Raw genomic sequence first — 25209 nt, 5'->3', positions numbered from 1 at the left:
AGGAACCGCGCAGCGGCGCGAGGACCGCCAGCCCCTGCCCGGCACCAGACTGCGTTATCACCTGTCGCTTAACTGACTGACATTACCGCTGTGCGGGCCTTTTTTATGGGAAAGATGCTGATTTGCAAGGCGTCTTGCGTTAGCCGATGAGCAGCGCTTCCAGCTCGCCCAGCGATTTGACCTGCCAGGTGGGCTTAATATGTTCCGGCAATGGCCGGGTGCCATGATCGAGCCAGCAGGTTTTAATACCGGCATTCATGCCGCCCAGAATGTCTGACTCTGGCGTATCACCCACCATAAGCACCCGCTCACGATCCGGGTTGCCCATCAGATTCAGTGCGTAATCAAAAATCTCTGGCGCCGGTTTTGGCTGGCCGACCTGCTCGGAGATTACCAGCGCCGAGAAGTAATCACGAAAACCGGTGCGCTCCAGACGCGTCTGCTGCAGCGCAGTAAAACCGTTGGTGATGATGCCCATTTTCACCCGGCCATGCAGTTGGTTCATCAGGCTGACCGCGCCCGGCAGCGGCGTGCAGATCTCTCCCATTGCGCTGAGGAAGCCGCTGTTGAGGATCTCCGGCGCAACGCTGAGCTTTTCGCTCCAGTGGTTGAAACGCTGAGTCTGCAGCTGTAACGCGGAGATAGCACCGTTCTGATAATCGACCCACAGCGGCTTGTTTATCGCCTGATAATCGCTGTAATCCTGGTCGGTGAACTGCACGTCATAACCGGCGAACAGGCGCTGCAAACCGGCATAGGCGTCGAAATGAAAAAGGGTATCGTCGGCATCAAACAGGATGCAATCCCAGTTATCAATCATTAAAGCTCCTTAACACCGCTACGGCGTCAGTGCCATGAGAATGGCATCTTCACGGCCGCTGGCGGTGGGATAATAGTTGGGGCGACGACTGACCTGATTGAATCCAAGCTGCTCATAGAGCGCGATGGCGGGCAGGTTCGAGGCCCGCACTTCCAGCCACAGCGTCAGCACGTCGCGTTTGATCAACTCATCGATCAGATGCTGCAACAGCTGGCGGCCCAATCCCCGGCGCTGAAAAGCGGGATCGACCGCGATGTTAAACAGCGAGGCTTCGTCCAGTACCACCTGCGTAATCGCAAAGGCGGCCATTTGGCCGTCAACGTCGAGACGTAAATTGATAAAGCGCTCGCCCTGATTGCTGGCAAACGTCTTTTCACTCCAGGGAAACGCGTGACTACGACACTCAATGGCGAAGGACTGCGCCAGATCGTCAGGGGTGAGTAAAGAGATGGCTGTCATGGTTACACATCTGTTGCCAGAGCGCGCGTTTGGCGACGCCGCTGCTGATCAGTTCATTAAAAGAGGCGCTGGTTAATGCCACGCCATTGAAAGTCTGTTCGCTCTCTACGCCGAGCAACCAGCCCGCGCAGTTCAGCGTTTCCGGCAGCATTTGCAGCTGATCCGGTGTCACGGTCATTACCTGAGCGGGTTGCAGATTGAGGGCATGCAGCACATCGCGCATCAGCGGTTCATGCAAACCGGGCGGTGCGTCAGCGACAATAATTAACTGCGTGTCCGGTGCCAGCGTGACGGCAATTTCGCCCTGAAGCACGCGCGGGCGGCGCAGTTGGTACTGCGTAATTCCCATTTGCTGTAAAAGCCAGTCGCGCCTGGACGTCATGGTGTTACCTGTTCTGCTGCCTGAATGCGACGCTATGCTAGCAAACCCATCGAACATGCGCCAACAAACCACTATAATCCCCGCTCAGATCTTACAGGAGCCCTACATGTCTGCTTTTACCCCGGCCAGCGAAGTCATTCTGCGCCACAGTGATGAATTTACCGCCCGCCATGTTTTATTTGCTGGCGATCTGCAGGATGACCTGCCCGCTCAGCTGGAAACCGCCTCATCGCGCGTTCACACCCAGCAATATCATCACTGGCAAAACCTGAGCCGCCGTATGGGCGAACAGGCGCGTTACGGAATGGTTGCTCAGGCCGAAGATGTGCAGGGCTGCGATACCCTGGTCTACTTCTGGACCAAGAATAAGCCGGAAGTGCAGTTCCAGCTGCAGAACCTGCTGTCGCTGCTGCCGGTGGGCTGCGACGTGTTCGTGGTCGGTGAAAACCGCAGCGGCGTGCGCAGCGCCGAAGGCATGATGGAGTCGTGGGTGAAGCTGGAGAAGATCGACAGCGCGCGTCGCTGTGGTCTCTACCACGGTCGCCTCGACAAACAGCCTGAATTCGATGCCAGCACTTTTGGTCACCAGTATCAGCTTGATGGTCTGACGATTCATACCCTGCCTGGCGTCTTCAGCCGTGACGGTCTGGATAGCGGCAGCGCACTGCTGCTGTCGACCTTTACCCCGCACACCAAAGGTAAAGTGCTGGATATGGGCTGTGGCGCGGGCGTGATTGCCGCCTCGCTGCCTGCCCGTTCGCCTAAAGTGCGTCTGTGGCTGTGTGACGTGCACGCAGCGGCGATTGAAGCGAGTAAAGCGACGCTGGCCGCCAATGGCATCGAGGGCGAAGTCTTCGCCAGCAACGTCTTCTCTGACGTGACTGGTCGTTTCGACATGATTATCTCTAATCCGCCCTTCCATGAGGGCACTCAGACCAGCCTCGACGCCGCACAGGCGCTGATTCGTGGTGCGGTGAAGCACCTGAATACCGGCGGCGAGTTGCGTATCGTTGCCAACACCTTCCTGCCCTACCCGCAGGCGCTGGATGAAGCCTTCGGCAGCCATGAAGTCATCGCGCAAACCGGCCGCTTTAAAGTTTACCGTGCCGTCTATGGTCGCGGTGCCAAAACGCGCTAAGGGTTTTTCCTGCCGTTAACTGCTTTGCCGGGCTGAAAACGTTGCTTTTTACAGCGATCGTTTCAGCCCGACGAAATAGTTGTTGACGCAAAGAGTAAAATCTCTAGAATGCGCCTCCGTGGTTGTAACATTCTCAAGGTGTTACGGGTATGCGAAGGTGGCGGAATTGGTAGACGCGCTAGCTTCAGGTGTTAGTGTCCTAACGGACGTGAGGGTTCAAGTCCCTCTCTTCGCACCAAAATCACAAGTTTCATATCGCGAGCACTGCGCGAAGGTGGCGGAATTGGTAGACGCGCTAGCTTCAGGTGTTAGTGTCTTAACGGACGTGAGGGTTCAAGTCCCTCTCTTCGCACCATTGCGGTGATATGAACAGACAACTCGATGCGAAGGTGGCGGAATTGGTAGACGCGCTAGCTTCAGGTGTTAGTGTCTTAACGGACGTGAGGGTTCAAGTCCCTCTCTTCGCACCAACGTTGTCATCTTCAGGCCTTTCCCGCTCATCTCTTCTGTTCCCCTGTAGTTTCGTTTTACCCCCTGCTCGTTTTACCTTTTCCAGTTGTTCTGTTTTTCGGTCGCTTTACCTTTTCCAGCCGCTTCACGCCGTTCGCTGGTTTTAACCATTCCGCTTATGTTAATTCAGATGAAAATTCACAGAGACAGCCGCCAGTCCGCCCGCTAACGCCAGACAGGATGGCAACAGCAGATAGTGACGCAGCCGCTGGTTAAACAGCATCACGACAGTCAGCAGCAGCGCAACCGTCATCACCATCCGCCACTGGCTGAAGCTCGGTTCCCATAAGGCGAACAGCGGCAGCGCAATGCACGGCAGCAACACGCCCCACGCACTATCCAGCTTTTTACCCAGTGCCCAACTGACTCCCCACAGGCCGCAGGCCGCGATAATCGCTATCCCCATGACACCAACCTCAAATGATAAGCATTCCCATTATCATATGACAGTTTTGCCTGCTCTGCAGCCTGTTTTTGTCACGCCCGGCAACGAAGATGACAGACCAGTTGGAAAATGCTAGATTGCGGCCGATAACACCTTTAATAACAGCAACAGCAATAATTTGCTCATTGTCTGGCAGAACCTGGTTTTGCCGGCGTGCGCTTTGGTATTTCAGGGTCGTCACGAGTATTTATAATGAAATTACAATCTTATGAAGAACTGAAACAGAGTAAATACCGGCTTTCAGTGATGCTTTTTCTGTTTCTGAATATCGCCGTTTCGCTATTTCATCTGCTGCCAATAATGAGCAGTGAGCAAAGTGAGACGACCCTGCCGGTAATGAGTGTCGCGGCCTTTAGCGTCATCATGTTAATTTCTCTTTTAATATGGCCTAAAGTAAAACTTCCCCTGTTAAATCCTGTGGCGCTGCTGCTGGGAATGCTCTGGGCCTGGCATATTAATTATCGCTTTCATCAGGTGTTCTATTTTGATGGTGGCTTTCTTATTATCAGTTTGATTAGCGTGTTATTTATCAGTGCCATCGCCCTGAGCGACTATCTGGGGGCTTTTTGTCTGCATGTCACGCCACCGGTGCTCACCGTATTGCTGCTCGACAATGCGCAGCACCTGCCGCTGATCCTGCTGACCATTACGCTGCCGCTGATTGGTTTTTCACTACAGCATCTGATGCGCCGCCGTGCCGACAACTTTACTCTGCGCCTGATGCATCAGCTCTACGAAGAGAAAGAGACATTCAGCGACCTCAGCATGCTCGACCCGCTGACCGGGCTTTATAACCGTCGTGGTCTTAAGAACCGGCTCGATAATATTCTGGAAAACCATGCTGGCAGCCACTATGTGCTGCTGCTGGATATCGATCACTTTAAGTCCTATAACGACAATTACGGGCATGCGATGGGCGATCAGGCGCTGGCGCGGGTCTCTGTCGCAATTCGTGATGCGGTGCGTTCACGCGATGTTGTCACCCGCTATGGCGGCGAAGAGTTTCTGGTATTGATGACCAATGTGAACAGTTCCATCGCCATGAAACTGGCAGAGCGAATCCGTCAGTACGTGCTGGATTTAGAAATTCCTCATCTTTTCAATGAAACCGTTTCAACCCACGTCACCATCAGTGCCGGCATCGCGCCTATTTACGATAATGAATTTGACCTGGCGGTCGCCAATGCTGACAGCGCATTATATGTGGCTAAAAATCAGGGCCGGAATACCATTCTCGCCTGGGAGGATTTACCCCGAAAACAGCATCAGACCGCCAGTGAACATGCATAATTAAGCGTAACGCCATCGGTAATCACTGAAGCTTCGGCGCGATATGCCCGGCTCTTTGCTGCTCTGCCCGATCGGATAACTGACCTCAACCCTGCCGTTTTCCCACCCGCAACGACGATTTTTTACACGACTTGTAGAGTTAATCAATAACGATTATCATTTGCTTTCTTATCTACACTTTTCGCGAGTCGTCATGGCAACCGTTTCAGCTCAGGAACAGCGTTTTAACGCTCAGTCGATGATCTTCCGGCAGAATGACCGTCCACTGGCGGAAAGTCTGCATGAGCGGCTGCAACAACAGCGCAGCTATCTGCTTGAATCGACGAAGCTCAGCCAGCCTGCGCCGCGCGACACGCTGACCCTCGCCGCCTGGTCACAATCAGAAGCCTTTACCCCAATTATTCAGCGCTACAGCGATTATCTCTATCGCGATCATCCTGATGCCGTTCGTGAAGCGAAACCGGTGCTGTCACTCTGGGCGCAATGGTATTTTGGTCTGCTGCTGCCCACACTGATCATGGCGCTGTTGCAGGAGTCGCGTGCGCTGGACTGCTCGCCAGAGCATATCCGCGTCGGTTTTCATGAAAATGGTCATCCGGCCACTTTCTGGATCGATGTGCAGGAGGATGAAGAAGCGCGCTACCTTAACCCTCAGCAGCGTATCGATCGGCTGATTCAGCAGCATCTGATCCCGGTAGTCAATGGTATTACGCAGCATGGTGATATCAACGCCCGACTCATCTGGAACAATATGGGCTACTCATTCCAGTGGTTCCTGGGTGAGCTGAAAAGTCAGATCGATGAGTCGCTGGTGCTGCAACTGGAGCAGGCGCTGTTCTTCAACCAGCGGCTTCTGGATGGCAGCGAAAATCCGCTCTACCGCACCATGATCCCACGTAATGGTGAACTGGTCCGTCGCAGCTGCTGCCAGCGTTATCGCATTCCCGATGTCGAACAATGCGGCAACTGCACCCTGAGCGGCAGCTAAACAGACTTAATTACGCTGAATTCTCCGTTTATCTCGTTTACAGGCACTGAGGCTTGTGGCAATTTTTACGCCTTCGATCAGCCTGGAGAGAAAGATGAGCCTGGAGTCCGTGCGCCAGTTCTTCGCCGAACACGCCCCTGAAATTGAAATTATTGAACTGGCCGAAAGCACTGCGACGGTCGGGATGGCTGCCCGCGCCCATGGCGTGACGCCAGGAGAGATTGCCAAAACCCTGTCACTGAAAGTGAAAAACGACGTGGTGCTGATTGTGACACGAGGCGATGCCCGGCTGGATAATCGCAAGCTGAAAGCGGCGCTGGGGGCGAAAGCGCGAATGCTGAGCGTGGACGAGGTGATTAACTGGACCGGCCATCCGGTGGGCGGCGTCTGTCCTTTCGGTCTTGAGAATCCGCTGACCGTTTACTGTGATGTTTCACTTCGCAGTTTCGAGGAAGTCCTGCCCGCCGCCGGTGCTATCCACAGCGCCGTTCGCATTACCCCACAGCTGATGGCTGAACTGACTAACGCCCGCTGGGTCGATGTGTGCGAAGCAATGTAATGCCGGGTATCAGCTCACACAAGCCCTGCACCTTCTGCCCGCGCCCTGATGCTGCTGATAAACTGACGGATACCGTCAGCGTTTGATGGTCACAGCGCCCTTCTGGAAACCGATCCGCTGCCGCCAGCACGCGGGCGAGTGAATCGCCCACGACATCAGGATTTCAGGCGCTTAAATGCCTGTTCAATAATCGATAACAGCAGCGTGTTATCGACACGATGCAGCACATGCACCGATGCGCCGCACTGCTCAGGCACGCCGACAGTGAGCCGAAGGGGCTGACGATAACGCCAGCTTTTGCCGCGCGTCGCACCGGGACGCAGTTCAATATCCACCCGGTAATCGATGCCTGCCGCGACCCGCTGATTCAGCAACCAGGCGACTACCAGCGCATCGTGGATCCAGCATCCCGCCAGATGCCGGGTCGCCATCGAATAGTCGATCCACGGACGCAGCGTGTCGCGCACAAATTCGGTCAGTGGATGATCGACGGCGGTCAGGCGGGTCAAATCCTGCTGGGTCAGCAGCGTCTGCGTGGTGACATCCATCGGAACCAGCGTTACTGCTGCACCACTGTGCAGCACCTGATGGGCCGCTTCCGGATCCAGGCCAAAATTGGTGTCTTTGATATAATCATCCAGCGTAAATACGCCGCCCATAATGACAATTTCCGCCACAGCGTCGGCCATGGCGGGATAGCGCTGCATTGCCAGCGCCACATTCGTCAGCGGGCCAATCGCCACCAGGGTAATCTCGCCCGGATTGTCGCAAATCAGTTTGCCGATAGCGTCAGCAGCATCAAACGCATCCGCCGCGATATCCGCTGGCTGGCGCACGCCCTGCCACATCTTACCCAGCGCAAGCTGATTGACCCGGTTATCCAGCGTCTCGCGCCACGGCGCAGGATCTTCCTGTAGCGCCTGCGTCGCCCCCTGAATTACCGGGATAGATAATCCCAGCCGGACGATCAGATCTTTGGCGACGCGCGCGCCAACTTCACATGGCGTGTTACCGGCCACGGTGGTGATCAATTCCAGCGACAGTGCAGGTGAAGCTAAGGCCAGCGCAATCGCCAGCCCATCATCGGTGTTGGCACCCGCGATACCGTTGCCGGGATCGCAGTCAATAATAATTCTTTTCATATTTTTATAGGCTAACTCTGGCTTTGCGGCTCACAGCCGCAGGATTCACCGATTTCAAGGTAGTGTGGAAACTCCTTTAATTGCGCTTCGCTCTGTCCCTCTTTCAGCATATGAATCGCAGAGCGAGCCATCTCACGCAGTGGCTGGCGCACGGTCGTTAATGTCGGGACGTGAAACGAGGAGTGATTGGTACCGTTAAAACAGACCAGCGCCACATCCTGTGGCACACGGATCTGATGTTCGGAAAAGGCGCGAAGCGCGCCAATCGCCTGACCTTCGTTGCTGGTAAACAGTGCACGAGGCACACGACCCCGGGCGATCATGGTTTGTGCCGCAGCGTATCCGCCCTGTGGGGTGTAGCTGGCGGGAAACATCAGCGATTCATCAATCGGCAGCCCGCGATCCTGCATGGCATCACGCCAGCCCTGAATACGATCCTGCGCGTTAAGCATATCGACCGGGCCGCTGATTATGCCGACCTGCTGATAACCATGACTCAACAGATGTGCCGTCACCTGCCAGGCGGCCTGACGTTCATTGACCCGCAGCATGTTAACGCCCGGCTGAGGCTCAACCCGCTCCAGCATGACCAGTGGCGTACCGCTGGCTTTAATCAGGTCAATGTAAGGATGGCGATCGACGCTGTTGTAAAAGAGTCCATCGACCTGCCGATTAAGCAGTCCCTGAATTAACTCCAGTTCGCGCTTGCGGTCATCACCTGCATCACCCAGCAGCATGACGTGGCCGTGATTCATCGACTCCTGCAACAACACGTGCGCCATTGAGGCCACAAAAGGATTGCCGATGTTGGGCACCACCAGCCCGAAGGTTTTGGTGTTACCGGAAGCCAGTGCACGTGCTGCCGCATTTGGCCGGTAACCGGTGGCTTTAATCGCCTCCAGTACCCGCTGACGGGTCGCCTCGGCAACCGGACGAGGCCCGTTATTGATGACATAACTGACAACTGCCACTGAGGTGCCTGCCGCTTTCGCAACTTCACTGCGGGTCACTTTTCCCGTTAACGACTTAGGCACATCACGTTCCTCCATAAAAAAACAGGCCGCTTTACACGGCCTGCTGCTTTTCGCGCTATCCTGGCAGATGGCATCCTCAGGCAAAGCTAGATGGCATCTTCAGGCAGATTGAGATCCCGCCCTCGCGTTTCAGGCGCGACAAAGGTGGTAAAGAACCCAATTGCGGCCATCGCCGAGAAATAAACCGCAATCGGCCACCAGTGACCGGTATAAGAAAGCATAGCAGCGGCAATAAGTGGTGCGGTTCCGCCGGACAAAATCGAGCCCAGTTCTTTAGCTACTGCCATTTTGGTGTAGCGATGATGAACGCCGAACATCTCCACGCCCCATGCCGCCTGCACACCAAAAATACCCAGCGACGCCAGCGCCATACCGACCACGATAACCGGGATCACCAGCATCGGTTCACGCGTGTCGAGCAGCGTAAAGGCGGGCCAGGCGTAGAACATCAGTAGCAGACAGAACACGCGATAAACCACCCGGCGACCAAAGCGGTCAGAGAGCCAGCCCGCTAAAGGAATGATCAGGAAACCCAGCAACGACGCGAGGAACACCGCAGTGGTTGGTACGGACTTGTCGACCATCAGCACCTTTGCGACGTAACCGACGATGAAGCCCTGCGCCAGATAGGAGGGGCCATTTTCGCCGATACGCAGGCCAACCATGGTCCAGAAGGCACGGGTACGCTGGAAGAAAGGCCGCTGATCCACCACCGGAGCGGCCAGCACGCCTGCGCGTTCCGCTTCCATCTCCGCTTTTCTGCGCTCAAACACCGGCGTTTCGCGCAGATGACGTCGAATCCACAAGGCAACCAGCGCAATCAGCGCACTGCTGAGGAACGGAATACGCCAGCCCCACTCCAGCAGGCTTTGCTGATCCATTTGTACCACCAGCAACCAGACCAGCGAAGCCAGCAGTGTGCCGCTGTTAGAACCCAGTGCGATCACGGAGGAGATCAGTCCGCGACGCTCTGTCGGCGCATATTCGCCCAGCATCACCGTGCCGCCCGATAACTCCGCGCCAGCGCCGAAACCCTGCGTAAAGCGCAGCAGAACCAGACAGGCAGGCGCCCAGACGCCAATAGAGGCATAGCTCGGGATTAGGCCGATCAACGTCGTGGAAGCGCCCATCAGAATGATGGTGGAGATCATCACCACCTTTCGGCCTTTGCGGTCACCGAGCCAGCCGAAAAAGAGTGCGCCGATAGGCCGGGCAACAAAGCCGACTGACCAGGTAGCAAAGCTGGAGAGCAGTGCCATTGCAGGGGTTGATTCCGGAAAGAAGACGTCGCCGAAGATAATACCGGCCGCCAGGCCATAGAGCGCGAAATCCGCGTACTCCATTGCCGTTCCGAGCCAGCATGAGAAAGTGGCGCGCCAGAAATCTTTGCGGCCTGAAGGGGTGTTAAACCGCTCATCGGCGGCTGAAGTGGATGACAGTGATGCCTGCTGATTAACGGAGTTGTGTGCCGTCATAACCCTATCCCTGAATGAGTATGCAGATCGATAAACGCCCGTCCATGGGTCGATTCCCTGATAAAAGCGGAAATTCCCCGGTGACGACGTTCAGTTGACTAACCATGATGAAAGGTTAAAGGATTCCCTGGTGTTGGAATCTTGTTCTTCGCCCCATTTCGCCGGTGTATTTTTCACCGGTCGCTTAAACTGAGCGAATGTAACTTAACAATCGATGGGCCTACTGTGCATCGGGCACCGTGAGCAATCACTGGGGACCTAGTGTATCTACGCGCGTAGATAAATCAATAGATCCTGATGAAAATTATTAGTAAAACTTCACTATCACATCCCGTCATCACGCATTTTTAGCGCAAATTCAGCCAGTTACCCGCAACACATCGCCTGAAAAAAATCACCATCGACTATAAGTTACCATTTTCTCTTATGTTTAAGCGTTATAAGACAGGGTAAAATCCTTTCATCGGGCTCTGTTGTCGCACACGCCTGTGACCATGAGATGACAGGTGTATTTATTCTGAAAAATCGCTGTAAGCGCAGACAATACGTTACTCTGACAAAAAGTCCGGGCAGAGGTGTTATGACCATTATTCTGATGCGACATGGTAAACCCGATCATCAGGCGGCAGGTCGCCAGAGCGTGCAGGCGCTGGCAGACTGGTGCGAAGCCTACGATCAGTCACAGGTTAGTGACGGACCGCCGCCGCGCAGTATTGAGATTGCACGTCAGGCCGCGGTGATTGTCTGTAGTCCCCTGCCCCGCGCACAATCCTCCCTGAGCCAGCTCGGTCTGCAGCCCCATGAGGTTGATGCCGTGTTCAGCGAAGTCGCCGTGCCACTGCTGCGAACCGGTGCGGTGCAGTTGCCTACCCTGTGCTGGCTGGCCCTGTTGCGGCTGTTGTGGTTCTGCGGGTATGCGGGTGAAGCGGAGTCGCTGGAACATGCGCGCAGCCGCGCCTCCGCGGCGGCAGAGAAGCTGATCGATCACTCACGGCATGGCACGGTGCTGCTGCTGGGCCACGGCATCATGAATAAGATGATTGCGCGCGAATTACGTAAACGCGGCTGGCAGGCGGAGAAGCACGCCAGCAGCCGCCACTGGAGTTCCGCGATCTATCATCGTCCGTTTATCTGACCGATTGGAAAATAACCCAGCACCTCACAGCCCGTTCCGACACGCGGCGTGGCAATCACTTTACGCTGCGCCAGATCGATCACGCTCAGCGTGCCATCATCCTGATTGGCAATCAGCAGCTGTTGCCTGTCTGGCGTAAAACAGCCGTCCATCGGCATGTTACCTACCCGGATGTCGTCCAGCGGATTCAGCAGATCGTCAAACAGCGTCACCAGCGGTTCCTGATCCCCTATCGCCACCAGTTGCTCGCCATCGGCGCTGAAGCGTACCACCTGACAGGGCCGTTCATGACCCGGCAGCGTCAGGCGCTGGCGAATGCGGTGGCTTTGCCGATCAATCACATAGAGCAACGGTGCATCAGCGGCGCTGGCGACCAGATAGGGGTGTTTCGGAGAGGCAGCGATGCCCGCAATCGGCCCGGGCAGCAGGATGGTGTCGATGACCCGCCCCTCTGCTTCACAGAGATCCACCACGGTGATGGTCGCATCCTCTTCGTTATCGGTGAACAGCTTGCGGCCGCTGGGTGACAGCGTCAGGCGATGCGCGTTGTGAGAAGGAATTGGAATGATTTTTTCCACTTTGTCGCTCTGCGGATCGATCACCGCCACTGCGGCACTCTGCTCACAGCAGAGATAGACTTTGCCATCGCGGCCCAGCTGCCCGCTGTGGGGTGCCCGCAGCGGCGACAGATCGATAAAGCCGCTGATCTCCCGACGCTGTAAATCGATAATCGCCACTTTGTGACCCGGATGCGGGTTATTACCATGAACGCCGTCGCCAAAAATGGGTACATAGGCTTTACCCCAGGGGGCCAGCATCAGGAGTTCATGCGGCCGCGGTGGAAAAGCGTTCAGTTCCCGCTCGACCGCGAAGGTTTCCGGATTAAGAAACAGGACGCGATTACCCTGCTTATCAACCGCCAGTAACCCGTAAGATTCACTCTGCATGCGCGCTCCTTTCTCAGTAAGTTCTTCTTAAGCGTAGACAATCCTCTTCAGGATGTCTGATTCCGCGGATTGATGAGCCGGGCTTACACCACCAGTTAAGTACAATAGCCACTGTTACTGTGGCCCGGGCCGCAGGATAACGCGCAGGTTAAGAATAATATTCAGATATTCCTTAACTGCGTTTATTCCCGCATTTAAATAAATGATTAACAGTGACGACATTATTATTTTCATAACGTGACCGGATTATTTCCGTATTATCCTAAAGTCAAAAAAAGACATAGCTAATGTGTAAATAATGTTTTATTAAAAAGGTGCAGTGCAATTAAACAGCCGTGAGGAAACTATCGCGCGCTCCAGCACTGCGTCGCCACCAGGGAAAACTATTCATTAATTCCCGCACTCATCGGGATTGCAGTCAGTATGTAATTCCGGCCGTTCCCGCCGCTGGCGGAACGGGCAGAGCCTGCACTATGACGGGAAAATAAAAATAACAGGTGTACCATGACTTCACATCGCCAACGTCCAGCGCATAAAATCTGGCGTAACTGGAAAAGAATATCGTTCAGTAGCCAGATGTTATGGAATAGAAAACAGCAGAAACTCTGTCGGGCACCGGAATATGATCCGGGTCAGGAAGATAATGTCGTATTGATCGCGCAGCAGAAAGATCTGCCGGAGATTCCAAAAATCGTCTGGATGGTCTGGCATAACGATCACCTGCCTGCCTCAATGGCGCTGAATATCAGTAAAATCCGGCGGGACAACCCCGACCACCAGGTTTATCTGATTACGCAGCGCACCCTGTCGCAGTGGCTGCCCGATCTCAACTTTATCTCTTCCGATCTGACGCTGGCACATAAAAGTGAAATCATCCGGCTTGAGCTGATTCACCGTTATGGCGGCATCGGCATTGATTGCAGCACATTGCTGTTTGAGAATCTCGCCTGGGTGCATCGCGTTCACGAAGCGCGGTCAATGGATCTCATTGGTTACTATAACGAGCAATCAACGCTGAATCTGCTTGCGCCGGTCACCGAGAGCTGGTTTCTTGCTGCCGCCCCGCAAAATCCGTTTATCCGCGAATGGCTGAAACAGCTGGCACCGGTTAAAAACGTCGGTATCCGCAACTATTTCCATGAGCTGAAGAAGCGTGATGATTTTCCGCTGATTGTGCAGAATATGGAGAATCCGTCTCGTCAGCTCCTGTCGCTGGCGCAGCAGGTTGCGATGCGGGAATACCGGCGGGCTAATCTCTATCTGCGTAAAAGTGAAGCCAGCGCCTGGTTCTATCAGCGCCTGCATGCCGACAGCAGCAGCGCCTTTGCGCAGTCTGTGATGTTTCAGCAGCGGCCACAGACGCCGCCACCCATTATAAAATTAACCGGCAACGAGCGGCTGCATCTCGACTTCAATCTGCGGCTTGGTTTATATAACCGCAGCAGCCTGATTGGCGAGATGATGCACACCACGCCACCTGCGCTGGCATTGCCTTCAACGGTCAAAGCGCGCGCGTAGCCAGTGCGTAAACGTGGTGACCGCGCGGGGCACCTGCGCCGCCCAGGGTCGTACGATCCACAGGCGGGCGGCAAAGGCCTCAACCGGCTGCCACGCAGGCAACACCTGCTGCAATGACCCTGCTGCCAGCGCCTCCCGGGCGCTGAAATCGGGCAGCATAGCGATCCCTAACCCCTGCAGGGCCGCATCGCGTATCGACTCGCTGTTGTTAGTGGCAAAGCTGCCCTGAATCCGTATCTGGACCTGTTCGCTATCCGCGGAGGTGGTAAATCGCCAGCGCGGTGATTCGACGCCTCGTGGATAGTAAAGGCAGTTATGCTGCGCCAGATCCTGCGGCGTACGCGGTATCCCCTGTTCGTTGAGATAGGCGGGTGATGCCACCAGTAATGTCCGCGTGTCACACAGCGGCAGTGCCACGTGGGTTTCCGGCAGGGTGTCGCTGTGTCGAATGGCCAGATCAAATCCCTCGCTGCTCAGCGACACAATGCGGTCAGTCACATCCAGCTGCAGACGCACCTGCGGATAATCACGCAGAAACTCACCGATAATCGGCACCAGTTGCTGACGGGCAAACGCCACCGGTGCGGTAATGCGCACCAGGCCACGCACCGGCCCGGCGGTATCCCGCACGCTGAAAAAACTCTGTTCAATGCGGGCAAAAGGCTCGCGTAGCTCCTCCACCAGCTTCTCACCGGCAGAGGTCAGCCGCACGCTGCGCGTAGTGCGTTGTACCAGCAACACACCGGCCATCTCCTCCAGCTCTTTAATTTTCTGACTCATCGCCGCCTTGCTGACGTCGAGCCGCTCTGCCGCGCGGGTAAAACTGCCCTGCTCTGCCAGTACGGTCAGCCAGTGCAGATGATCCCACAGCGTATCCGTTTTCATCTCTTTCATCGTGATTGTTCACTATAGTGAATAATCATTTCAGGCTACGCGCTTTTTCCCGCCGGATAAAGGGGTCACCATAGGGTTCTTAATCACCGGGAGGAATCCGCTATGCCACTGCTGCAATTTGATGTTATCCAGGGTCGTTCAGAATCAGAGCTTCGTACACTGCTGGATGCGGCACACCGCGCCGTGCTCACGGCCTTTAAGGTGCCGGAACGCGATCGCTACCAGATTGTTCAGGAAAACAAGCGCTATCAGATGGTGTTCCAGGATACCGGACTGGGATTCAGCCGGAGCGATAATCTGGTGATGGTGCGGGTCTATACCAGCCCACGCAGCAGTGAACAGAAACAGCTGTTTATGGCCGAGCTGGCGCGTGAGCTGCGTGAGCATTGTGGTGTGCAGGGCAACGATTTAATGATCAGCTTTATCACCAATGACAAAGGTGACTGGAGTTTTGCCGACGGCGAAGCACAATATCTCACCGGCAAACTCTGAAAATCGCCCTGACTTCTGCTCTGCTGACGGTGCGCGCCAGCCACCGTCACGCCTGATAACCTCACTTCTGAAATGACAATAAACCAATCTGCTCTTCACCGCACAAATCGGGCCGGATATGTTGCAGCCGGATTACAGCCAATATAGATTGTCGAAAAACCATCCCCCGAAGGTGGCCGGTTGCGTGAAGCCTCGCGTAGCCCTGAAGAGAGGATTTGCCGTTGTCCGAATTGGTGTCCGTCGCGTTGTTTCTGGCCGCTATTGCAATCTATTCCTGTAAAGCCGGGCGTAACAAATTCTGGTTTATTGTCGTTCTTATTCTGCTGGTGCTTTTCGTTGTGCTGAACGCCACCCTCTATGCCAGCAACTATTTTACCGGTGACGGCATCAACGATGCGGTGCTCTATACCCTGACCAACAGTCTGACCGGCGCGGGTGTCAGTAAATATGTGGTGCCGGCGATTGCGCTGATCATCGTGCTGTTTCTGCTGTTCTGCCTGCTGTCGTGGATTCTGCGGCGGCGTAAGCGTCCGCATCACATGGGCTGGTCGCTGCTGGCCGCCGCCTGTGCACTCGGCTCGGTGCAGACTACCCCGGCCTTTCGCCAGGTCGCGACCCTGATTGTGTCGCATACCCAACTGGCAGATTCTGACTTCGACAACTTCTATAAAGTGCCGCGTAATCGCATTGAACAGCCGCACCTCAACGTGGTTTACATCTATGGTGAAAGCCTGGAGCGCACCTATTTTGACCCTATCGCCTTTCCCGGCTTAGCGCCGGAGCTGAGCCGGCAGAAAGAGCAGAGCATCGACTTCAGCGAAACCGAACAGCTGCCAGGTACCGATTACACCATTGCGGGCATGGTCGCCTCACAGTGTGGCATTCCGCTGTTTGCCCCGTTTGATGGCAATGCGTCAGCATCGCTCTCCAGCTTCTATCCTCAGAACGTCTGTCTGGGCGACATCCTGAAGAACTCCGGCTACGAGAACTGGTTTATTCAGGGTGCCGATCTGCGTTTCGCCGGGAAAGATGTCTTCCTGAAATCACACGGTTTTGATCCCGCTAACCTTTATGGTTCGCAGGAGCTGAAAAGCCGCGTCGCCGATCCCACCTACCGTAATAACTGGGGTTATTACGACGATACGGTAATGGATGAGGTGTTTGAGAAGTATCAGGAACTCTCTCAGGCCGGTAAACCTTTTGCGCTGTTTACGCTGACCGTCGACACCCATCATCCTGACGGATTTATCTCACGCAGCTGCGATCGCAGGAGCTACAGCATTGAGGGCAAACCGAATCAGTCATTCAGTGCGGTCGCCTGCTCGCAGGAGCATGTGGCGCGCCTGATTGCGCGCATTAAAGCGTCGCCGTGGTTCAAAAACACCGTGATTGTGGTGAGCTCGGATCATCTGGCGATGAACAACACTGCGCATCCGTGGCTGGTCAAACAGCCTCGTCGCAATCTTTTCATGGTGATCCGTGGTGACAAGCCGCAGGCGGAATTGATGGAGGCGAAGCGCAGCACGCTGGATAACGGCGCCACGCTGCTCGATATTCTCGGCGGCGATAACGCGATTGGCCTGGGCCGCAGCAGCCTCTCATCGCTTTCACTCTCCACCCAGTTCGACGATATGAAGAGTAAGGTGGCGAGCTGGAAGCCCGACATTATCCAGCTGTGGAACTTCCCGAAGAAGATAGACAACTTCACGGTGGATCAGGCGAAGAATATCTTCAGCTTCTCGGGGACCACCTTCAAATTGCCGATTCTGTTCCGCATCAGTGATAAGCACGTTGAGCCGATGCCGGAGGGGGAATATTCGGCACCGCTGCGCTATCAGCTGGCGGATTTCGCCTCAGCCGATAAATTCCTCTGGGTGGATCGCTGTTTTAAGATGGCGCGACTCTGGCAGCCTTCGCTGGCACTTTCCGGCGATCTCTGTGTGGCGATGGGACAGCTCGGCGGCACGCCGTCGGTGACGCATGTCGACAAACCGCAGTGGAAAGGCAAAGTCCGTTTCCCCGAGGGCGCTATCAGCGATGCGCGTTACCAGCAGAACCTCGCGCAGATCCGTATTGAAGATAACAACATTCGCTACAGCGCTGACAGCTTCCGGCTTGACGTGCCTGGCGCACCGGAGAGTGTTAAAAGCTTCAGCGGCATCTCACGGCCAGAGAGCTGGGGACGCTGGTCTAACGCTAATCTCGCGCCCGAGGTTCATATCGACTATATCGATGCGCTGCCCGCGAAGTTCGATCTGGTGATCACCGCGCGTGCGTATGGCCCCAACGCGCACCGGGCGATTCCGGTGCGGGTCGGCGATCAGCAGCAACTGCTGTCGCTGAGTGAAGAGATATCGACACATACCCTGCATTTTGATAACCCAGGCGCCAGCCATCGTCTGGTGATTGCACCACCTGAACCGCAGCTGAGTAACACCGGCAATATCACCGGTCAGGATCCGCGCAAACTGGGCATCGGCATGGTTGAAATTAAAATCGTGCCACAGCCCTGACGCCCGCTTTTTTCTTTCCGACTCTGCGGATTTCCGCAGAGTCGCCTCATCCTGAAATCAGCTAAATGTTGCGAGACAGCCCGCACTCTGTTGCACGTTACTTGTTGTACTAATTGATATTTTTCGGCGAGGCGCGCAAAATATAACCGGCTTAGTGGCGATACGTCTTTTGCCTGTCATGATGCCGTTATCGCTGAAGTGCACAGGGAGGTGTCGTGATGACAAGCACAATGATGAGTACCCACAAAGCCTTTAAAGCGCTGCAACAGGCAGGGATCGACGATCAGCAAGCGGAGGCGATGGTGGAGGTGTTTACTGATATGCAGCAGAGGCCGCCAGGCGGACAGGTTGGAAAGCAACTCGGTCAGATTCAGACCAAAGCCAACCATATAGACATTCGGCTCGGCCAGCTTCAGGCAAAAGCCGACCAGACAGACGATCGGGTCAGTCAGCTCAGGACCAACGTCGACGAAACAAACGATCGGGTCAGACACCTTACAACAAAAGTCGACGAAACAAACGATCGGGTCAGTCACCTTACGACCAAAGTCGACGAAACAAACGATCGGGTCAGCCACCTTACAACCAAAGTCGACGAGACAAACGATCGGGTCAGTCACCTTACGACCAAAATCGACGAAACAAACGATCGGGTCAGCCACCTTACGACCAAAATCGACGAAACAAACGATCGGGTCAGCCACCTTACGACCAAAGTCGAGCAGATGGATGATCGACTCGGCAAACTTACATTGAAAGTCGACCAGACAGACAGCCGGGTCAGCCAGCTTTCAATAAAAGTTGATCAAATAGACAACCGGCTCGGCCAGCTTACAATAAAAGTTGATCAGATAGACATTCGGCTCGGCCAGCTTACAACCAAAGTCGATCAGATAGATGGGCAGCTTGGTCAGCTCACAACAAAAGTACATCAGATAGACGAGCGGCTTGGCCATGTTGAAAGAAAAACGGACAAACTGGCCATCCGTTTTAATCAGTTAGAAGCCAAGGTGGATAAGCTGGATGTCGCTCTCAGTGAAATGAATTTCCGATTAACTTCGGCTGTGGACAGCCTCAGAAATGACGTTGTTACTCTGACCACCGATATGCGCTGGATCAAACGGTTATCTATTCTCATGACCACCACCCTGCTGGCGGCGGTCCTGAAAGATATTTTAATGTGATCCCGTTATCACCCTGTCAGGGTCTGTCGCGCAGCGCCTCCAGCTTTTCGCGCTGCTGACCGTCGGCGGTAAAGTTATCCTCCGCCAGCCAGCGCTGCAGGCCCTTTTTCACCTGCGGCCATTCGCTATCGATAAGCGAGAACCAGCTGGTGTCACGTGAACGCCCTTTGTAGACGATCGCCTGACGGAAATCGCCTTCATAACGAAAACCGAGACGTGCCGCCGCCTTACGGGAAGGGGCGTTACAGCTATCGCATTTCCATTCATAACGGCGATAACCCAGCGTCTCAAAGGCGTAACGCATCAGCAGGAAATGCGCCTCCGTTGCCATGCGGGTCTGTTTCAGCCGGGCCGAAAACATGACATGCCCGACTTCCATCACGCCATGTTCCGGCTGGATGCGCATTAACGACAGGCTGCCTACTGCCTGGTCGGTGGCCAGATCGATCACGGCAAAATGCAGCGGATCACGACTCATTTCAAGCTGTGCGGCATACGCCTGCCATGCCGGACGTTCGGTAAAGGGACCGGCAGGCAGGTAAGTCCAGTCACGCCCATCTTCAGCCAGCGCCCATGCCTCAAACAGTGCCTCAGCATGACGCGCCACACTGAACGGCTCCAGCCGACAAACTTCGCCAGTAAAAACCTGATGCTGGGGCAGAGGTCGGGGCTGCCAGTCTGGCATTGGCTCACCGACCGGCTGTCCGAACTGATTGGTATGTTGTGGCATGTTGTCTCCTGGCTGCAGATTATCTCTGCAGATTGCCACGATCATAATTGATAAAAAAGGACCAAAACTGGCGAAAATGATAGACCCATTGCCTGCGAACGCATCAGCCAGGCGATATATCGGTTACCGGGCTGGCCGGGTTAACCGCATCATTCCGCACTGATGAGGCTGGCCGGTGCGGTAATGGACTGGCGAATCATCAGACGGGCATCAAAGCGCGGCATCGGTCCGACGGCTTCGCCGCGTATCTCCGCGATCAGGCGTCGTGCCGCTTCACGGCCCATCTCATACACCGGTTGCGCTACCACCGTCAGCGGTGGCGTGACAATCTCACTCCACGGAAAATTGTCATACATCACGAATGAGAGATCGGCAGGGATTCGCAGTCCGCGCTGCGTCACTTCGCGCAGCAGCCACATCGCCACCACGCTGTCAGAAGCCACCAGCGCAGTGGGCGGCTGCGGACGCTGCCACAGCTCGGCCACGATACGGGCAATCTCCGCTTCGTCCAGCGCATTCACTTTCACCATCGTCGGATCAAATTCCACGCCCGCGGCAGCAAATGCCTGCATCATGCCGCCCACGCGCTGGGCGACCGGCGTCAGGCCAAAATCCCCTGGCGTGCTGTAGTCGGTTGCCAGTGCCATGCTGGTGATATAAGCGATGTGGCGATGGCCCGCTTCCAGTAACTGCGAGGTTGCTTCTGCAGCCACTTCGGTAAATTCGCAGCAGATCGCCTCCACATCAAGGTCAGTCACTGCGCGATCAAATAATTTCAGCGCTCTGCCCTCTTCCAGTACCTGAGTCAGGTGACTGTTGTGATGGTGTTCTGAACAGCAGGGCGCAACGATGATGCCGTCGACCCGCTTTTCCAGCATCACCCGCACCGCATCCTGCTCAGCCTGCAACTTCTCATCGCTGTTACTGAGCAGCAGATGGTAACCGGCAGTGCGCGCCACATCCGCCATGCCGCGCAGCGCAAGACCGAAATGGGGATTCTCAATGTCGCCGACAATCACACCAATGGTATTGGAACGTCCGGTGTTCATACTGCGGGCCAGGGCATTCAGACGGTAGCCCAGCGCGGAGGCCGCGCTGTTGACCCGCTCCTGCACCTCATCACTGACCGCCCCATAGCCACCCAGCGCACGCGCCGCCTGGGCTTTGGATACTTTTGCTGCGCGCGCCACATCCGCCACGGTGGGCGCTTTAGATTGTCGTTTCTGGCTGGTCATAATTATTTTGAATCACAGGTTGATGACAGGAATATTGACGCCGAAAAAAGGCTGTGCTTAAACTCATTGTAACCCCTTGAGACCGGTCTCACAACATCAGTGTCTTAAGGTGCCACCTGTGTTGAGACCGGTCTCAATAATAATCGCTGGCTCAACAGTCTCTGATGTTTAAACCTGCAAAAACGGATGAGCTATGAAATCGCAAACCACCCTGGGCAAACTGCTCGGCACCACACTCGCACTCTGTTCACTGTCGTTCTGTACGCTGGCTGCCAGCGATAACAATCCCTATGGGCTGATCGAACCGGGTCAGCTACGCATCGCCAGCGTCGGCGACTCAAAACCTTACACCTTCACGGATGCCAGCGGTCAGTTCACCGGCTTTGACGTCGAATTCTTCAAAGATGTCGCCCATCGTATCGGGATCGATAAGGTCGATTTTATTGGACAGGACTTCTCGGCCATCATGCCGGCGGTGGCCAACGGTCAGTATGACGCGGCGGTAGCGGCTATCGGCATCACCCCTGCGCGTGAAAAGACGGTGGATTTTTCAACCGGCTATCTGGCGGGATTTCTCACCGTGCTGACCCGCCACGACAGCGGCGTGAAGAATGTCGCCAGCCTGGCAAAACACCGGCTCGGGGTGGTTCAGGGTACGCTGCAGGAGAGCTATGCCGTCGAACACTTCACCCAGACCGATCTCGTACGCTTCCCGGACAACAACAGCGCAGTCTCTGCGCTCAACAACGGTACGCTCGACGCGATCTTCCTCGACTACGAGGCGGCAAAAAGCTACGCCGACCGCTTTAAGCTGGTCTCTGCCGCCGACATCCCCTCGTTTGATGCACCGGCCGGCATTGCCATTGCCAAAGGCAAACCCGCCTTCAAGGCCGCGCTGGACCGCGCCATTAAAGCAGCCATGCAGGATGGCACCTGGCAACGGCTCTATCAGAAGTGGTTCCCCGGATCGCCGATGCCAAAACAGTATCTGCCTGGCGGGCAGTAAAGATGCGGACGTTCGCGTCCTGAGTTAACCGGGGGATCCCCCACTCTGCATGGAGACGGCGATGGACTTGCTCACGATTCTTTCCCGCACCTTCTTTGATTTTCCATCAATGATGGAAGTACTGCCGCAGATGCTGACCACCGGGCTGGTCAACACGGTGATTATCTCGCTGGCGGCAACGCTGCTCGGCACGCTATTCGGCCTTCTGCTGGCGCTGATGGGCATCTCGCCCTCACGCTGGCTGCGTCTGCCTGCCCGGCTCTATACCGATCTGTTCCGCGGTCTGCCATCGATTCTGACCATTCTGCTGATTGGTCAGGGCCTGGCGCGCTTCAGCTATCAGCTGTTCGGTCCTACGCCCTATCCGCTGGGGATCTTCGCCCTTAGCCTGATCGCCAGCGCCTACATGGGCGAGATTTTCCGCGCCGGTATTCAGAGTGTTGAACGCGGCCAGATGGAAGCCTGCCGGGCGCTGGGGATGAGTTATGGCCGGGCAATGCGACTGGTGGTGATCCCGCAGGGGATCCGCCGCGTACTGCCCGCCATCGTTAACCAGTTCATCGCCATCATTAAAGATTCCTCGCTGGTTTACCTGCTGGGCCTGATGACACAACAACGGGAACTGTTTCGCGTGGGCCAGGACGCGGCGGTGCTCACCGGCAACCTCTCGCCCCTGATGCTGGCAGGGCTGTTCTATCTGATTATCACTGTGCCGCTGACGCACATGGTCAACTATGTCGATGTGCGTTATCGCACCGGCCGACGTCGCCTGACTGCCCCGCAAAGTGGCTTAAAAGAGGTGGAGGAAGTCAGAGCGCCCGGCGGCGCACTGGTCACTCATCCCCGGATCGGAGGCAACCATGAATAACCTGAACAGCACCACTGCCGCGAGCTGGCACGGTGCCAGCCTGGAGCTGCGCGATCTGACTCTGGCTTATGGCCCGATTGAGGTGTTGCGTAACGTCTCGCTGCGGGTCGCGCCCGGCAGCACCACCTGCATTATCGGGCCATCCGGTTCGGGTAAGTCGACGCTGCTGCGCGGCATCAACCGGCTGCATGAACCGCAATCGGGGGATGTACTTCTGGCTGATCGGTCAGTGTTGCGCGACAAGCCAGATGCGCTGCGGTTACGGATCGGCATGGTGTTTCAGCATTTCAATCTCTTCCCCGATCACAGCGCGCTGGAGAACGTGGCGCTGGCACCGTGGCGGGTTAAAGGCCTGCCCAAAGCGCAGGCGATGGCGATTGCGCGTCAGCGGCTGGAAGAAGTGGGTCTGGGTCAGCGCGCCGATCACTGGCCACGCGATCTCTCCGGCGGCCAGCAGCAGCGTGTCGCGATTGCCCGCGCGCTGGCGATGGATCCCGAGGTCATGCTGTTTGATGAGGCGACCTCTGCGCTCGATCCCGAACTGGTGAAAGGTGTCCTGACGCTAATGGCGGATCTCTGTCGTCGCGGCATGACGATGGTTGTGGTGACACATGAAATGGGCTTTGCGCGCAAAGTGGCGGATCAGGTGGTGTTTATGGACGAAGGCGAGATTGTTGAAGCCGGGCCGCCGGGCGCCATTTTTGATACGCCACAGTCGCCGCGACTGCAACGTTTTCTCTCTGAAGTGCTGTAACTGAGCAAGGAACCTGATAATGGCGGTAAAAACTGAAATGAAAGTAGTTGTACTGGGCGGTGGCGTAATAGGTGTCTCGACGGCGCTGGAGCTGACAAAACGGGGAGCGGCGGTGACGCTGGTGACCGAAGCCGCGCTCTGTTCTGGCGCATCGGGACGTTCACTCTCCTGGCTCAACTCGGCGGGTGAACGCTCCCGCCCCTATCACGCGCTGCGCATGGCGGGCATTGATCGCTATCGCACCCTGTTTGCTCAACAACCTACCCTCGACTGGCTGCGTTTTGATGGCGGGGTCTGCTGGTTCAGCAATGATGCAGCCGGAACGCAGGCGCGGCACGCCTATGAGAAAGCACACGGCTACGACTCACAACTCATGACACCTGATAACGTGGCGCAGGCGGATGCGACGATCGATCCTGACGCGCTGCCGTCGCAGGCGATATTTAACCCCGGTGAAGGCTGGGTCAGTCTGCCGCACCTGTCAGAGTATCTGGTGAATCAGTTCCGGGTGCGGGGTGGTGAAGTGATTGAACACGCCGGTAAAGCCAGTGTGATCACAGTGAATGGCCGGGCCTGCGGCATTCGCAGTGAGCTGGGTGAACTACAGGCAGATGCGGTGGTGGTCGCCTGCGGGCCCTGGACACCGGATGTGATTGCGCCACTGGGCGTGACGATTCCCAACGGATCGCCCGTCTCCATGCTGGTGATCACTGAGCCGGGCAAACATGAACTCAAGGCGGTGCTGAACACGCCTCGCGCCGCCATCCGGCCAAACCCCGGCAACCGTTACGCCCTGGATCATGACTGGTACGAGGCTGATATCCAGAAGCTGGCCGGAGGCGATTACCATATTGATAAGCAGGTTGTAGCAAAGCTGGCCGAGGAAGCGAGTCAGTTGTTACGGGGTGACGAGCCGCTCAGCGTCCAGAGCTGGAAAATTGGCCTGAAGCCGATTCCGGGCGATGGCGATCCGGTACTGGGGCAACTGCAGAAGGTGCCGGGCTGTTATGTGGCGTTCACGCATTCGGGTGCAACCCTGGCGCTGATTGTCGGTGAATTGCTGGCGGAGGAGATTGTAAGCGGTGAAAAGCATCCGATGCTGGCAAGCTTTGGTGCTGAGCGTTTCAGCTAAAAAAAGCCGGTCATCACGACCGGCTGATTTTTACCGCTTATTTTAACCGCGGAAGAAGATATCGCCCGATTTACCCATGACGATTTTACCGGTGTCATTGGTAATAAGAATGTAATTGGCGTTGATATAGGCCCAGTGGGTATTTTCCTGCGGAGCAGGCAGATTACGCTTTTGCCACTCATTGATGGTGTACGTTTTATCGGTGTACTTCTCTGGAACTGTGTCACCGATTTGGTACTGTTTGTAGTCGATGATGATGGTGCTGAGGTCGTAATTAGGGTGCGCGCCGTTGGAAGGTGCCGGCGTGGTCGGCGTAATACCATCATTAGATTGTGAGCTGGTCGGCGCCTGGCTTTGCGCGGCACCGGCATCCGGCTGAACGCTGCCCGTATCAGGCGTAGCGGGCTGCGCATCCGGATTAGCAGGCTGAATCTGCGGCGGTGGCGGAACGGTATCCGTTGCTTCGCCAGCGGCTTGTACAGCGGGGATCAGGCTCAGCGAGCCAACCAGTAATCCCATTGATAAAAGTACACGTTGAGTCCTGCGCATAATGATTTCC

25 protein-coding genes and 3 tRNA genes are annotated in these 25209 nt (G+C 55.8%); 16 read left to right on the top strand and 12 right to left on the bottom strand.

The window, feature by feature from the left end; genetic code table 11:
• Positions 1 to 139 precede the first annotated feature (139 nt).
• From yjjG to HFD95_RS14110, 3 genes are read right to left on the bottom strand one after another with little or no spacing between them, the layout of a single operon-like run.
• Positions 140 to 820: a pyrimidine 5'-nucleotidase gene (gene yjjG, locus HFD95_RS14120; protein ID WP_010671712.1), complete on the bottom strand. Its 681-nt coding sequence runs from the start codon at positions 818 to 820 to the stop codon at positions 140 to 142.
• Positions 821 to 838: 18 nt separating this feature from the next.
• Positions 839 to 1279: a ribosomal protein S18-alanine N-acetyltransferase gene (gene rimI / locus HFD95_RS14115; RefSeq protein ID WP_167430378.1), complete on the bottom strand. Its 441-nt coding sequence runs from the start codon at positions 1277 to 1279 to the stop codon at positions 839 to 841.
• Complete coding sequence (locus HFD95_RS14110) at positions 1251 to 1661, bottom strand: DNA polymerase III subunit psi (protein ID WP_022625367.1); 411 nt, start codon at positions 1659 to 1661, stop codon at positions 1251 to 1253. The genes rimI and HFD95_RS14110 overlap by 29 nt, the downstream gene beginning before the upstream one ends.
• A gap of 106 nt (positions 1662 to 1767) precedes the next feature.
• Here HFD95_RS14110 and rsmC point away from each other — a divergent pair, with 106 nt between their 5' ends.
• From rsmC to HFD95_RS14090, 4 genes are all read left to right on the top strand, one after another.
• Complete coding sequence (rsmC, locus tag HFD95_RS14105) at positions 1768 to 2799, top strand: 16S rRNA (guanine(1207)-N(2))-methyltransferase RsmC (RefSeq protein ID WP_010253598.1); 1032 nt, start codon at positions 1768 to 1770, stop codon at positions 2797 to 2799.
• A gap of 151 nt (positions 2800 to 2950) precedes the next feature.
• Positions 2951 to 3037, top strand: a tRNA-Leu gene (locus HFD95_RS14100).
• 30 nt (positions 3038 to 3067) lie between these two features.
• A tRNA-Leu gene (locus HFD95_RS14095) sits at positions 3068 to 3154 on the top strand.
• Between the two features lie 28 nt (positions 3155 to 3182).
• A tRNA-Leu gene (locus tag HFD95_RS14090) sits at positions 3183 to 3269 on the top strand.
• 161 nt (positions 3270 to 3430) lie between these two features.
• Here the strand turns inward: HFD95_RS14090 and HFD95_RS14085 are convergent.
• On the bottom strand, positions 3431 to 3715 hold the full coding sequence (locus HFD95_RS14085; protein WP_010251467.1) for a DUF1435 domain-containing protein: 285 nt from the start codon (positions 3713 to 3715) through the stop codon (positions 3431 to 3433).
• A 231-nt stretch (positions 3716 to 3946) separates the two neighbouring features.
• Between HFD95_RS14085 and HFD95_RS14080 the strand changes: the two genes are divergently transcribed.
• The 3 genes from HFD95_RS14080 (at position 3947) to HFD95_RS14070 (ending at position 6591) form a co-directional block, all read left to right on the top strand.
• Complete coding sequence (locus HFD95_RS14080) at positions 3947 to 5044, top strand: diguanylate cyclase (protein WP_033759809.1); 1098 nt, start codon at positions 3947 to 3949, stop codon at positions 5042 to 5044.
• 193 nt (positions 5045 to 5237) lie between these two features.
• Positions 5238 to 6032, top strand: a complete 795-nt coding sequence (gene fhuF, locus HFD95_RS14075; RefSeq protein WP_010251473.1) for a siderophore-iron reductase FhuF — start codon at positions 5238 to 5240, stop codon at positions 6030 to 6032.
• 94 nt (positions 6033 to 6126) lie between these two features.
• Positions 6127 to 6591 carry a YbaK/EbsC family protein gene (locus HFD95_RS14070; protein WP_010671716.1) on the top strand — a complete coding sequence of 155 codons (465 nt, stop codon included), beginning with the start codon at positions 6127 to 6129 and terminating at the stop codon, positions 6589 to 6591.
• A gap of 155 nt (positions 6592 to 6746) precedes the next feature.
• Here HFD95_RS14070 and HFD95_RS14065 read toward each other — a convergent pair whose 3' ends face one another.
• From HFD95_RS14065 to HFD95_RS14055, 3 genes are all read right to left on the bottom strand, one after another.
• Positions 6747 to 7733, bottom strand: coding sequence for a nucleoside hydrolase (locus HFD95_RS14065; RefSeq protein ID WP_010671717.1), 987 nt, complete (start codon positions 7731 to 7733; stop codon positions 6747 to 6749).
• 11 nt (positions 7734 to 7744) lie between these two features.
• On the bottom strand, positions 7745 to 8767 hold the full coding sequence (locus HFD95_RS14060) for a LacI family DNA-binding transcriptional regulator (RefSeq protein ID WP_029519642.1): 1023 nt from the start codon (positions 8765 to 8767) through the stop codon (positions 7745 to 7747).
• Positions 8768 to 8853: 86 nt separating this feature from the next.
• Entirely contained in the window at positions 8854 to 10242 is a 1389-nt protein-coding gene (locus tag HFD95_RS14055; protein ID WP_010251485.1) for an MFS transporter, read from the bottom strand.
• Positions 10243 to 10822: 580 nt separating this feature from the next.
• Between HFD95_RS14055 and HFD95_RS14050 the strand changes: the two genes are divergently transcribed.
• Positions 10823 to 11377 (top strand): histidine phosphatase family protein, encoded by a 555-nt coding sequence (locus tag HFD95_RS14050; protein ID WP_167430377.1) that lies wholly within the window; start codon positions 10823 to 10825, stop codon positions 11375 to 11377.
• Here the strand turns inward: HFD95_RS14050 and HFD95_RS14045 are convergent.
• Positions 11359 to 12324 carry a WD40 repeat domain-containing protein gene (locus HFD95_RS14045; protein ID WP_167430376.1) on the bottom strand — a complete coding sequence of 322 codons (966 nt, stop codon included), beginning with the start codon at positions 12322 to 12324 and terminating at the stop codon, positions 11359 to 11361. The genes HFD95_RS14050 and HFD95_RS14045 overlap by 19 nt on opposite strands.
• A 504-nt stretch (positions 12325 to 12828) precedes the next feature.
• Here HFD95_RS14045 and HFD95_RS14040 point away from each other — a divergent pair.
• The gene (locus tag HFD95_RS14040; RefSeq protein ID WP_033769592.1) at positions 12829 to 13842 is read left to right on the top strand and encodes a glycosyltransferase family 32 protein; all 1014 of its coding nucleotides are present in this window, start codon (positions 12829 to 12831) and stop codon (positions 13840 to 13842) included.
• Here the strand turns inward: HFD95_RS14040 and HFD95_RS14035 are convergent.
• Positions 13819 to 14736 (bottom strand): LysR family transcriptional regulator, encoded by a 918-nt coding sequence (locus HFD95_RS14035; RefSeq protein ID WP_033769591.1) that lies wholly within the window; start codon positions 14734 to 14736, stop codon positions 13819 to 13821. The genes HFD95_RS14040 and HFD95_RS14035 overlap by 24 nt on opposite strands.
• Before the next feature lie 102 nt (positions 14737 to 14838).
• Between HFD95_RS14035 and HFD95_RS14030 the strand changes: the two genes are divergently transcribed.
• The 3 genes from HFD95_RS14030 to HFD95_RS21965 all read left to right on the top strand — a co-directional run bounded on the left by HFD95_RS14030 (position 14839) and on the right by HFD95_RS21965 (position 18925).
• Positions 14839 to 15228, top strand: a complete 390-nt coding sequence (locus tag HFD95_RS14030; protein WP_010251498.1) for a tautomerase family protein — start codon at positions 14839 to 14841, stop codon at positions 15226 to 15228.
• A 221-nt stretch (positions 15229 to 15449) separates the two neighbouring features.
• A complete protein-coding gene (opgB, locus tag HFD95_RS14025) occupies positions 15450 to 17741 on the top strand; it encodes a phosphatidylglycerol--membrane-oligosaccharide glycerophosphotransferase (RefSeq protein ID WP_167430375.1) in 2292 nt (763 codons plus the stop codon).
• Positions 17742 to 17959: 218 nt separating this feature from the next.
• The gene (locus HFD95_RS21965) at positions 17960 to 18925 is read left to right on the top strand and encodes a tropomyosin (protein WP_181955269.1); all 966 of its coding nucleotides are present in this window, start codon (positions 17960 to 17962) and stop codon (positions 18923 to 18925) included.
• A gap of 16 nt (positions 18926 to 18941) precedes the next feature.
• On the opposite strand, the gene HFD95_RS14015 is transcribed toward HFD95_RS21965, so the two are convergent.
• Both HFD95_RS14015 and HFD95_RS14010 read right to left on the bottom strand, forming a co-directional pair.
• Positions 18942 to 19655 carry a GNAT family N-acetyltransferase gene (locus tag HFD95_RS14015; RefSeq protein ID WP_167430374.1) on the bottom strand — a complete coding sequence of 238 codons (714 nt, stop codon included), beginning with the start codon at positions 19653 to 19655 and terminating at the stop codon, positions 18942 to 18944.
• A 149-nt stretch (positions 19656 to 19804) separates the two neighbouring features.
• Entirely contained in the window at positions 19805 to 20890 is a 1086-nt protein-coding gene (locus HFD95_RS14010; protein WP_167430373.1) for a LacI family DNA-binding transcriptional regulator, read from the bottom strand.
• A 193-nt stretch (positions 20891 to 21083) separates the two neighbouring features.
• Here HFD95_RS14010 and HFD95_RS14005 point away from each other — a divergent pair, with 193 nt between their 5' ends.
• The 4 genes from HFD95_RS14005 to HFD95_RS13990 all read left to right on the top strand — a co-directional run bounded on the left by HFD95_RS14005 (position 21084) and on the right by HFD95_RS13990 (position 24650).
• Complete coding sequence (locus HFD95_RS14005; protein ID WP_022625355.1) at positions 21084 to 21896, top strand: ABC transporter substrate-binding protein; 813 nt, start codon at positions 21084 to 21086, stop codon at positions 21894 to 21896.
• A gap of 61 nt (positions 21897 to 21957) precedes the next feature.
• Positions 21958 to 22764, top strand: coding sequence for an amino acid ABC transporter permease (locus tag HFD95_RS14000; RefSeq protein ID WP_010671730.1), 807 nt, complete (start codon positions 21958 to 21960; stop codon positions 22762 to 22764).
• The gene (locus tag HFD95_RS13995; RefSeq protein WP_157353447.1) at positions 22757 to 23518 is read left to right on the top strand and encodes an amino acid ABC transporter ATP-binding protein; all 762 of its coding nucleotides are present in this window, start codon (positions 22757 to 22759) and stop codon (positions 23516 to 23518) included. The genes HFD95_RS14000 and HFD95_RS13995 overlap by 8 nt, the downstream gene beginning before the upstream one ends.
• Before the next feature lie 19 nt (positions 23519 to 23537).
• Positions 23538 to 24650 carry an FAD-binding oxidoreductase gene (locus HFD95_RS13990; RefSeq protein WP_157353448.1) on the top strand — a complete coding sequence of 371 codons (1113 nt, stop codon included), beginning with the start codon at positions 23538 to 23540 and terminating at the stop codon, positions 24648 to 24650.
• A gap of 42 nt (positions 24651 to 24692) precedes the next feature.
• On the opposite strand, the gene HFD95_RS13985 is transcribed toward HFD95_RS13990, so the two are convergent.
• Entirely contained in the window at positions 24693 to 25199 is a 507-nt protein-coding gene (locus HFD95_RS13985) for an RcnB family protein (RefSeq protein ID WP_022625353.1), read from the bottom strand.
• Between the last annotated feature and the right edge of the window lie 10 nt (positions 25200 to 25209).

Source organism: Pantoea sp. EKM10T (assembly GCF_011800685.1).
In the GTDB taxonomy this organism is placed as follows: Bacteria; Pseudomonadota; Gammaproteobacteria; order Enterobacterales; family Enterobacteriaceae; genus Pantoea; species Pantoea agglomerans.
This window is presented reverse-complemented; position numbering and strand designations above follow the sequence as displayed.

What these genes read in the sequence shown, in the direction of transcription:
- yjjG (WP_010671712.1), bottom strand. Translation starts at nt 820, where the DNA reads ATGATTGATAACTGGGATTGCATCCTGTTTGATGCCGACGATACCCTT.
- rimI (WP_167430378.1), bottom strand. Translation starts at nt 1,279, where the DNA reads ATGACAGCCATCTCTTTACTCACCCCTGACGATCTGGCGCAGTCCTTC.
- HFD95_RS14110 (WP_022625367.1), bottom strand. Translation starts at nt 1,661, where the DNA reads ATGACGTCCAGGCGCGACTGGCTTTTACAGCAAATGGGAATTACGCAG.
- rsmC (WP_010253598.1), top strand. Translation starts at nt 1,768, where the DNA reads ATGTCTGCTTTTACCCCGGCCAGCGAAGTCATTCTGCGCCACAGTGAT.
- HFD95_RS14085 (WP_010251467.1), bottom strand. Translation starts at nt 3,715, where the DNA reads ATGGGGATAGCGATTATCGCGGCCTGCGGCCTGTGGGGAGTCAGTTGG.
- HFD95_RS14080 (WP_033759809.1), top strand. Translation starts at nt 3,947, where the DNA reads ATGAAATTACAATCTTATGAAGAACTGAAACAGAGTAAATACCGGCTT.
- fhuF (WP_010251473.1), top strand. Translation starts at nt 5,238, where the DNA reads ATGGCAACCGTTTCAGCTCAGGAACAGCGTTTTAACGCTCAGTCGATG.
- HFD95_RS14070 (WP_010671716.1), top strand. Translation starts at nt 6,127, where the DNA reads ATGAGCCTGGAGTCCGTGCGCCAGTTCTTCGCCGAACACGCCCCTGAA.
- HFD95_RS14065 (WP_010671717.1), bottom strand. Translation starts at nt 7,733, where the DNA reads ATGAAAAGAATTATTATTGACTGCGATCCCGGCAACGGTATCGCGGGT.
- HFD95_RS14055 (WP_010251485.1), bottom strand. Translation starts at nt 10,242, where the DNA reads ATGACGGCACACAACTCCGTTAATCAGCAGGCATCACTGTCATCCACT.
- HFD95_RS14050 (WP_167430377.1), top strand. Translation starts at nt 10,823, where the DNA reads ATGACCATTATTCTGATGCGACATGGTAAACCCGATCATCAGGCGGCA.
- HFD95_RS14045 (WP_167430376.1), bottom strand. Translation starts at nt 12,324, where the DNA reads ATGCAGAGTGAATCTTACGGGTTACTGGCGGTTGATAAGCAGGGTAAT.
- HFD95_RS14040 (WP_033769592.1), top strand. Translation starts at nt 12,829, where the DNA reads ATGACTTCACATCGCCAACGTCCAGCGCATAAAATCTGGCGTAACTGG.
- HFD95_RS14035 (WP_033769591.1), bottom strand. Translation starts at nt 14,736, where the DNA reads ATGAAAGAGATGAAAACGGATACGCTGTGGGATCATCTGCACTGGCTG.
- HFD95_RS14030 (WP_010251498.1), top strand. Translation starts at nt 14,839, where the DNA reads ATGCCACTGCTGCAATTTGATGTTATCCAGGGTCGTTCAGAATCAGAG.
- HFD95_RS21965 (WP_181955269.1), top strand. Translation starts at nt 17,960, where the DNA reads ATGACAAGCACAATGATGAGTACCCACAAAGCCTTTAAAGCGCTGCAA.
- HFD95_RS14015 (WP_167430374.1), bottom strand. Translation starts at nt 19,655, where the DNA reads ATGCCACAACATACCAATCAGTTCGGACAGCCGGTCGGTGAGCCAATG.
- HFD95_RS14010 (WP_167430373.1), bottom strand. Translation starts at nt 20,890, where the DNA reads ATGACCAGCCAGAAACGACAATCTAAAGCGCCCACCGTGGCGGATGTG.
- HFD95_RS14005 (WP_022625355.1), top strand. Translation starts at nt 21,084, where the DNA reads ATGAAATCGCAAACCACCCTGGGCAAACTGCTCGGCACCACACTCGCA.
- HFD95_RS14000 (WP_010671730.1), top strand. Translation starts at nt 21,958, where the DNA reads ATGGACTTGCTCACGATTCTTTCCCGCACCTTCTTTGATTTTCCATCA.
- HFD95_RS13995 (WP_157353447.1), top strand. Translation starts at nt 22,757, where the DNA reads ATGAATAACCTGAACAGCACCACTGCCGCGAGCTGGCACGGTGCCAGC.
- HFD95_RS13990 (WP_157353448.1), top strand. Translation starts at nt 23,538, where the DNA reads ATGGCGGTAAAAACTGAAATGAAAGTAGTTGTACTGGGCGGTGGCGTA.
- HFD95_RS13985 (WP_022625353.1), bottom strand. Translation starts at nt 25,199, where the DNA reads ATGCGCAGGACTCAACGTGTACTTTTATCAATGGGATTACTGGTTGGC.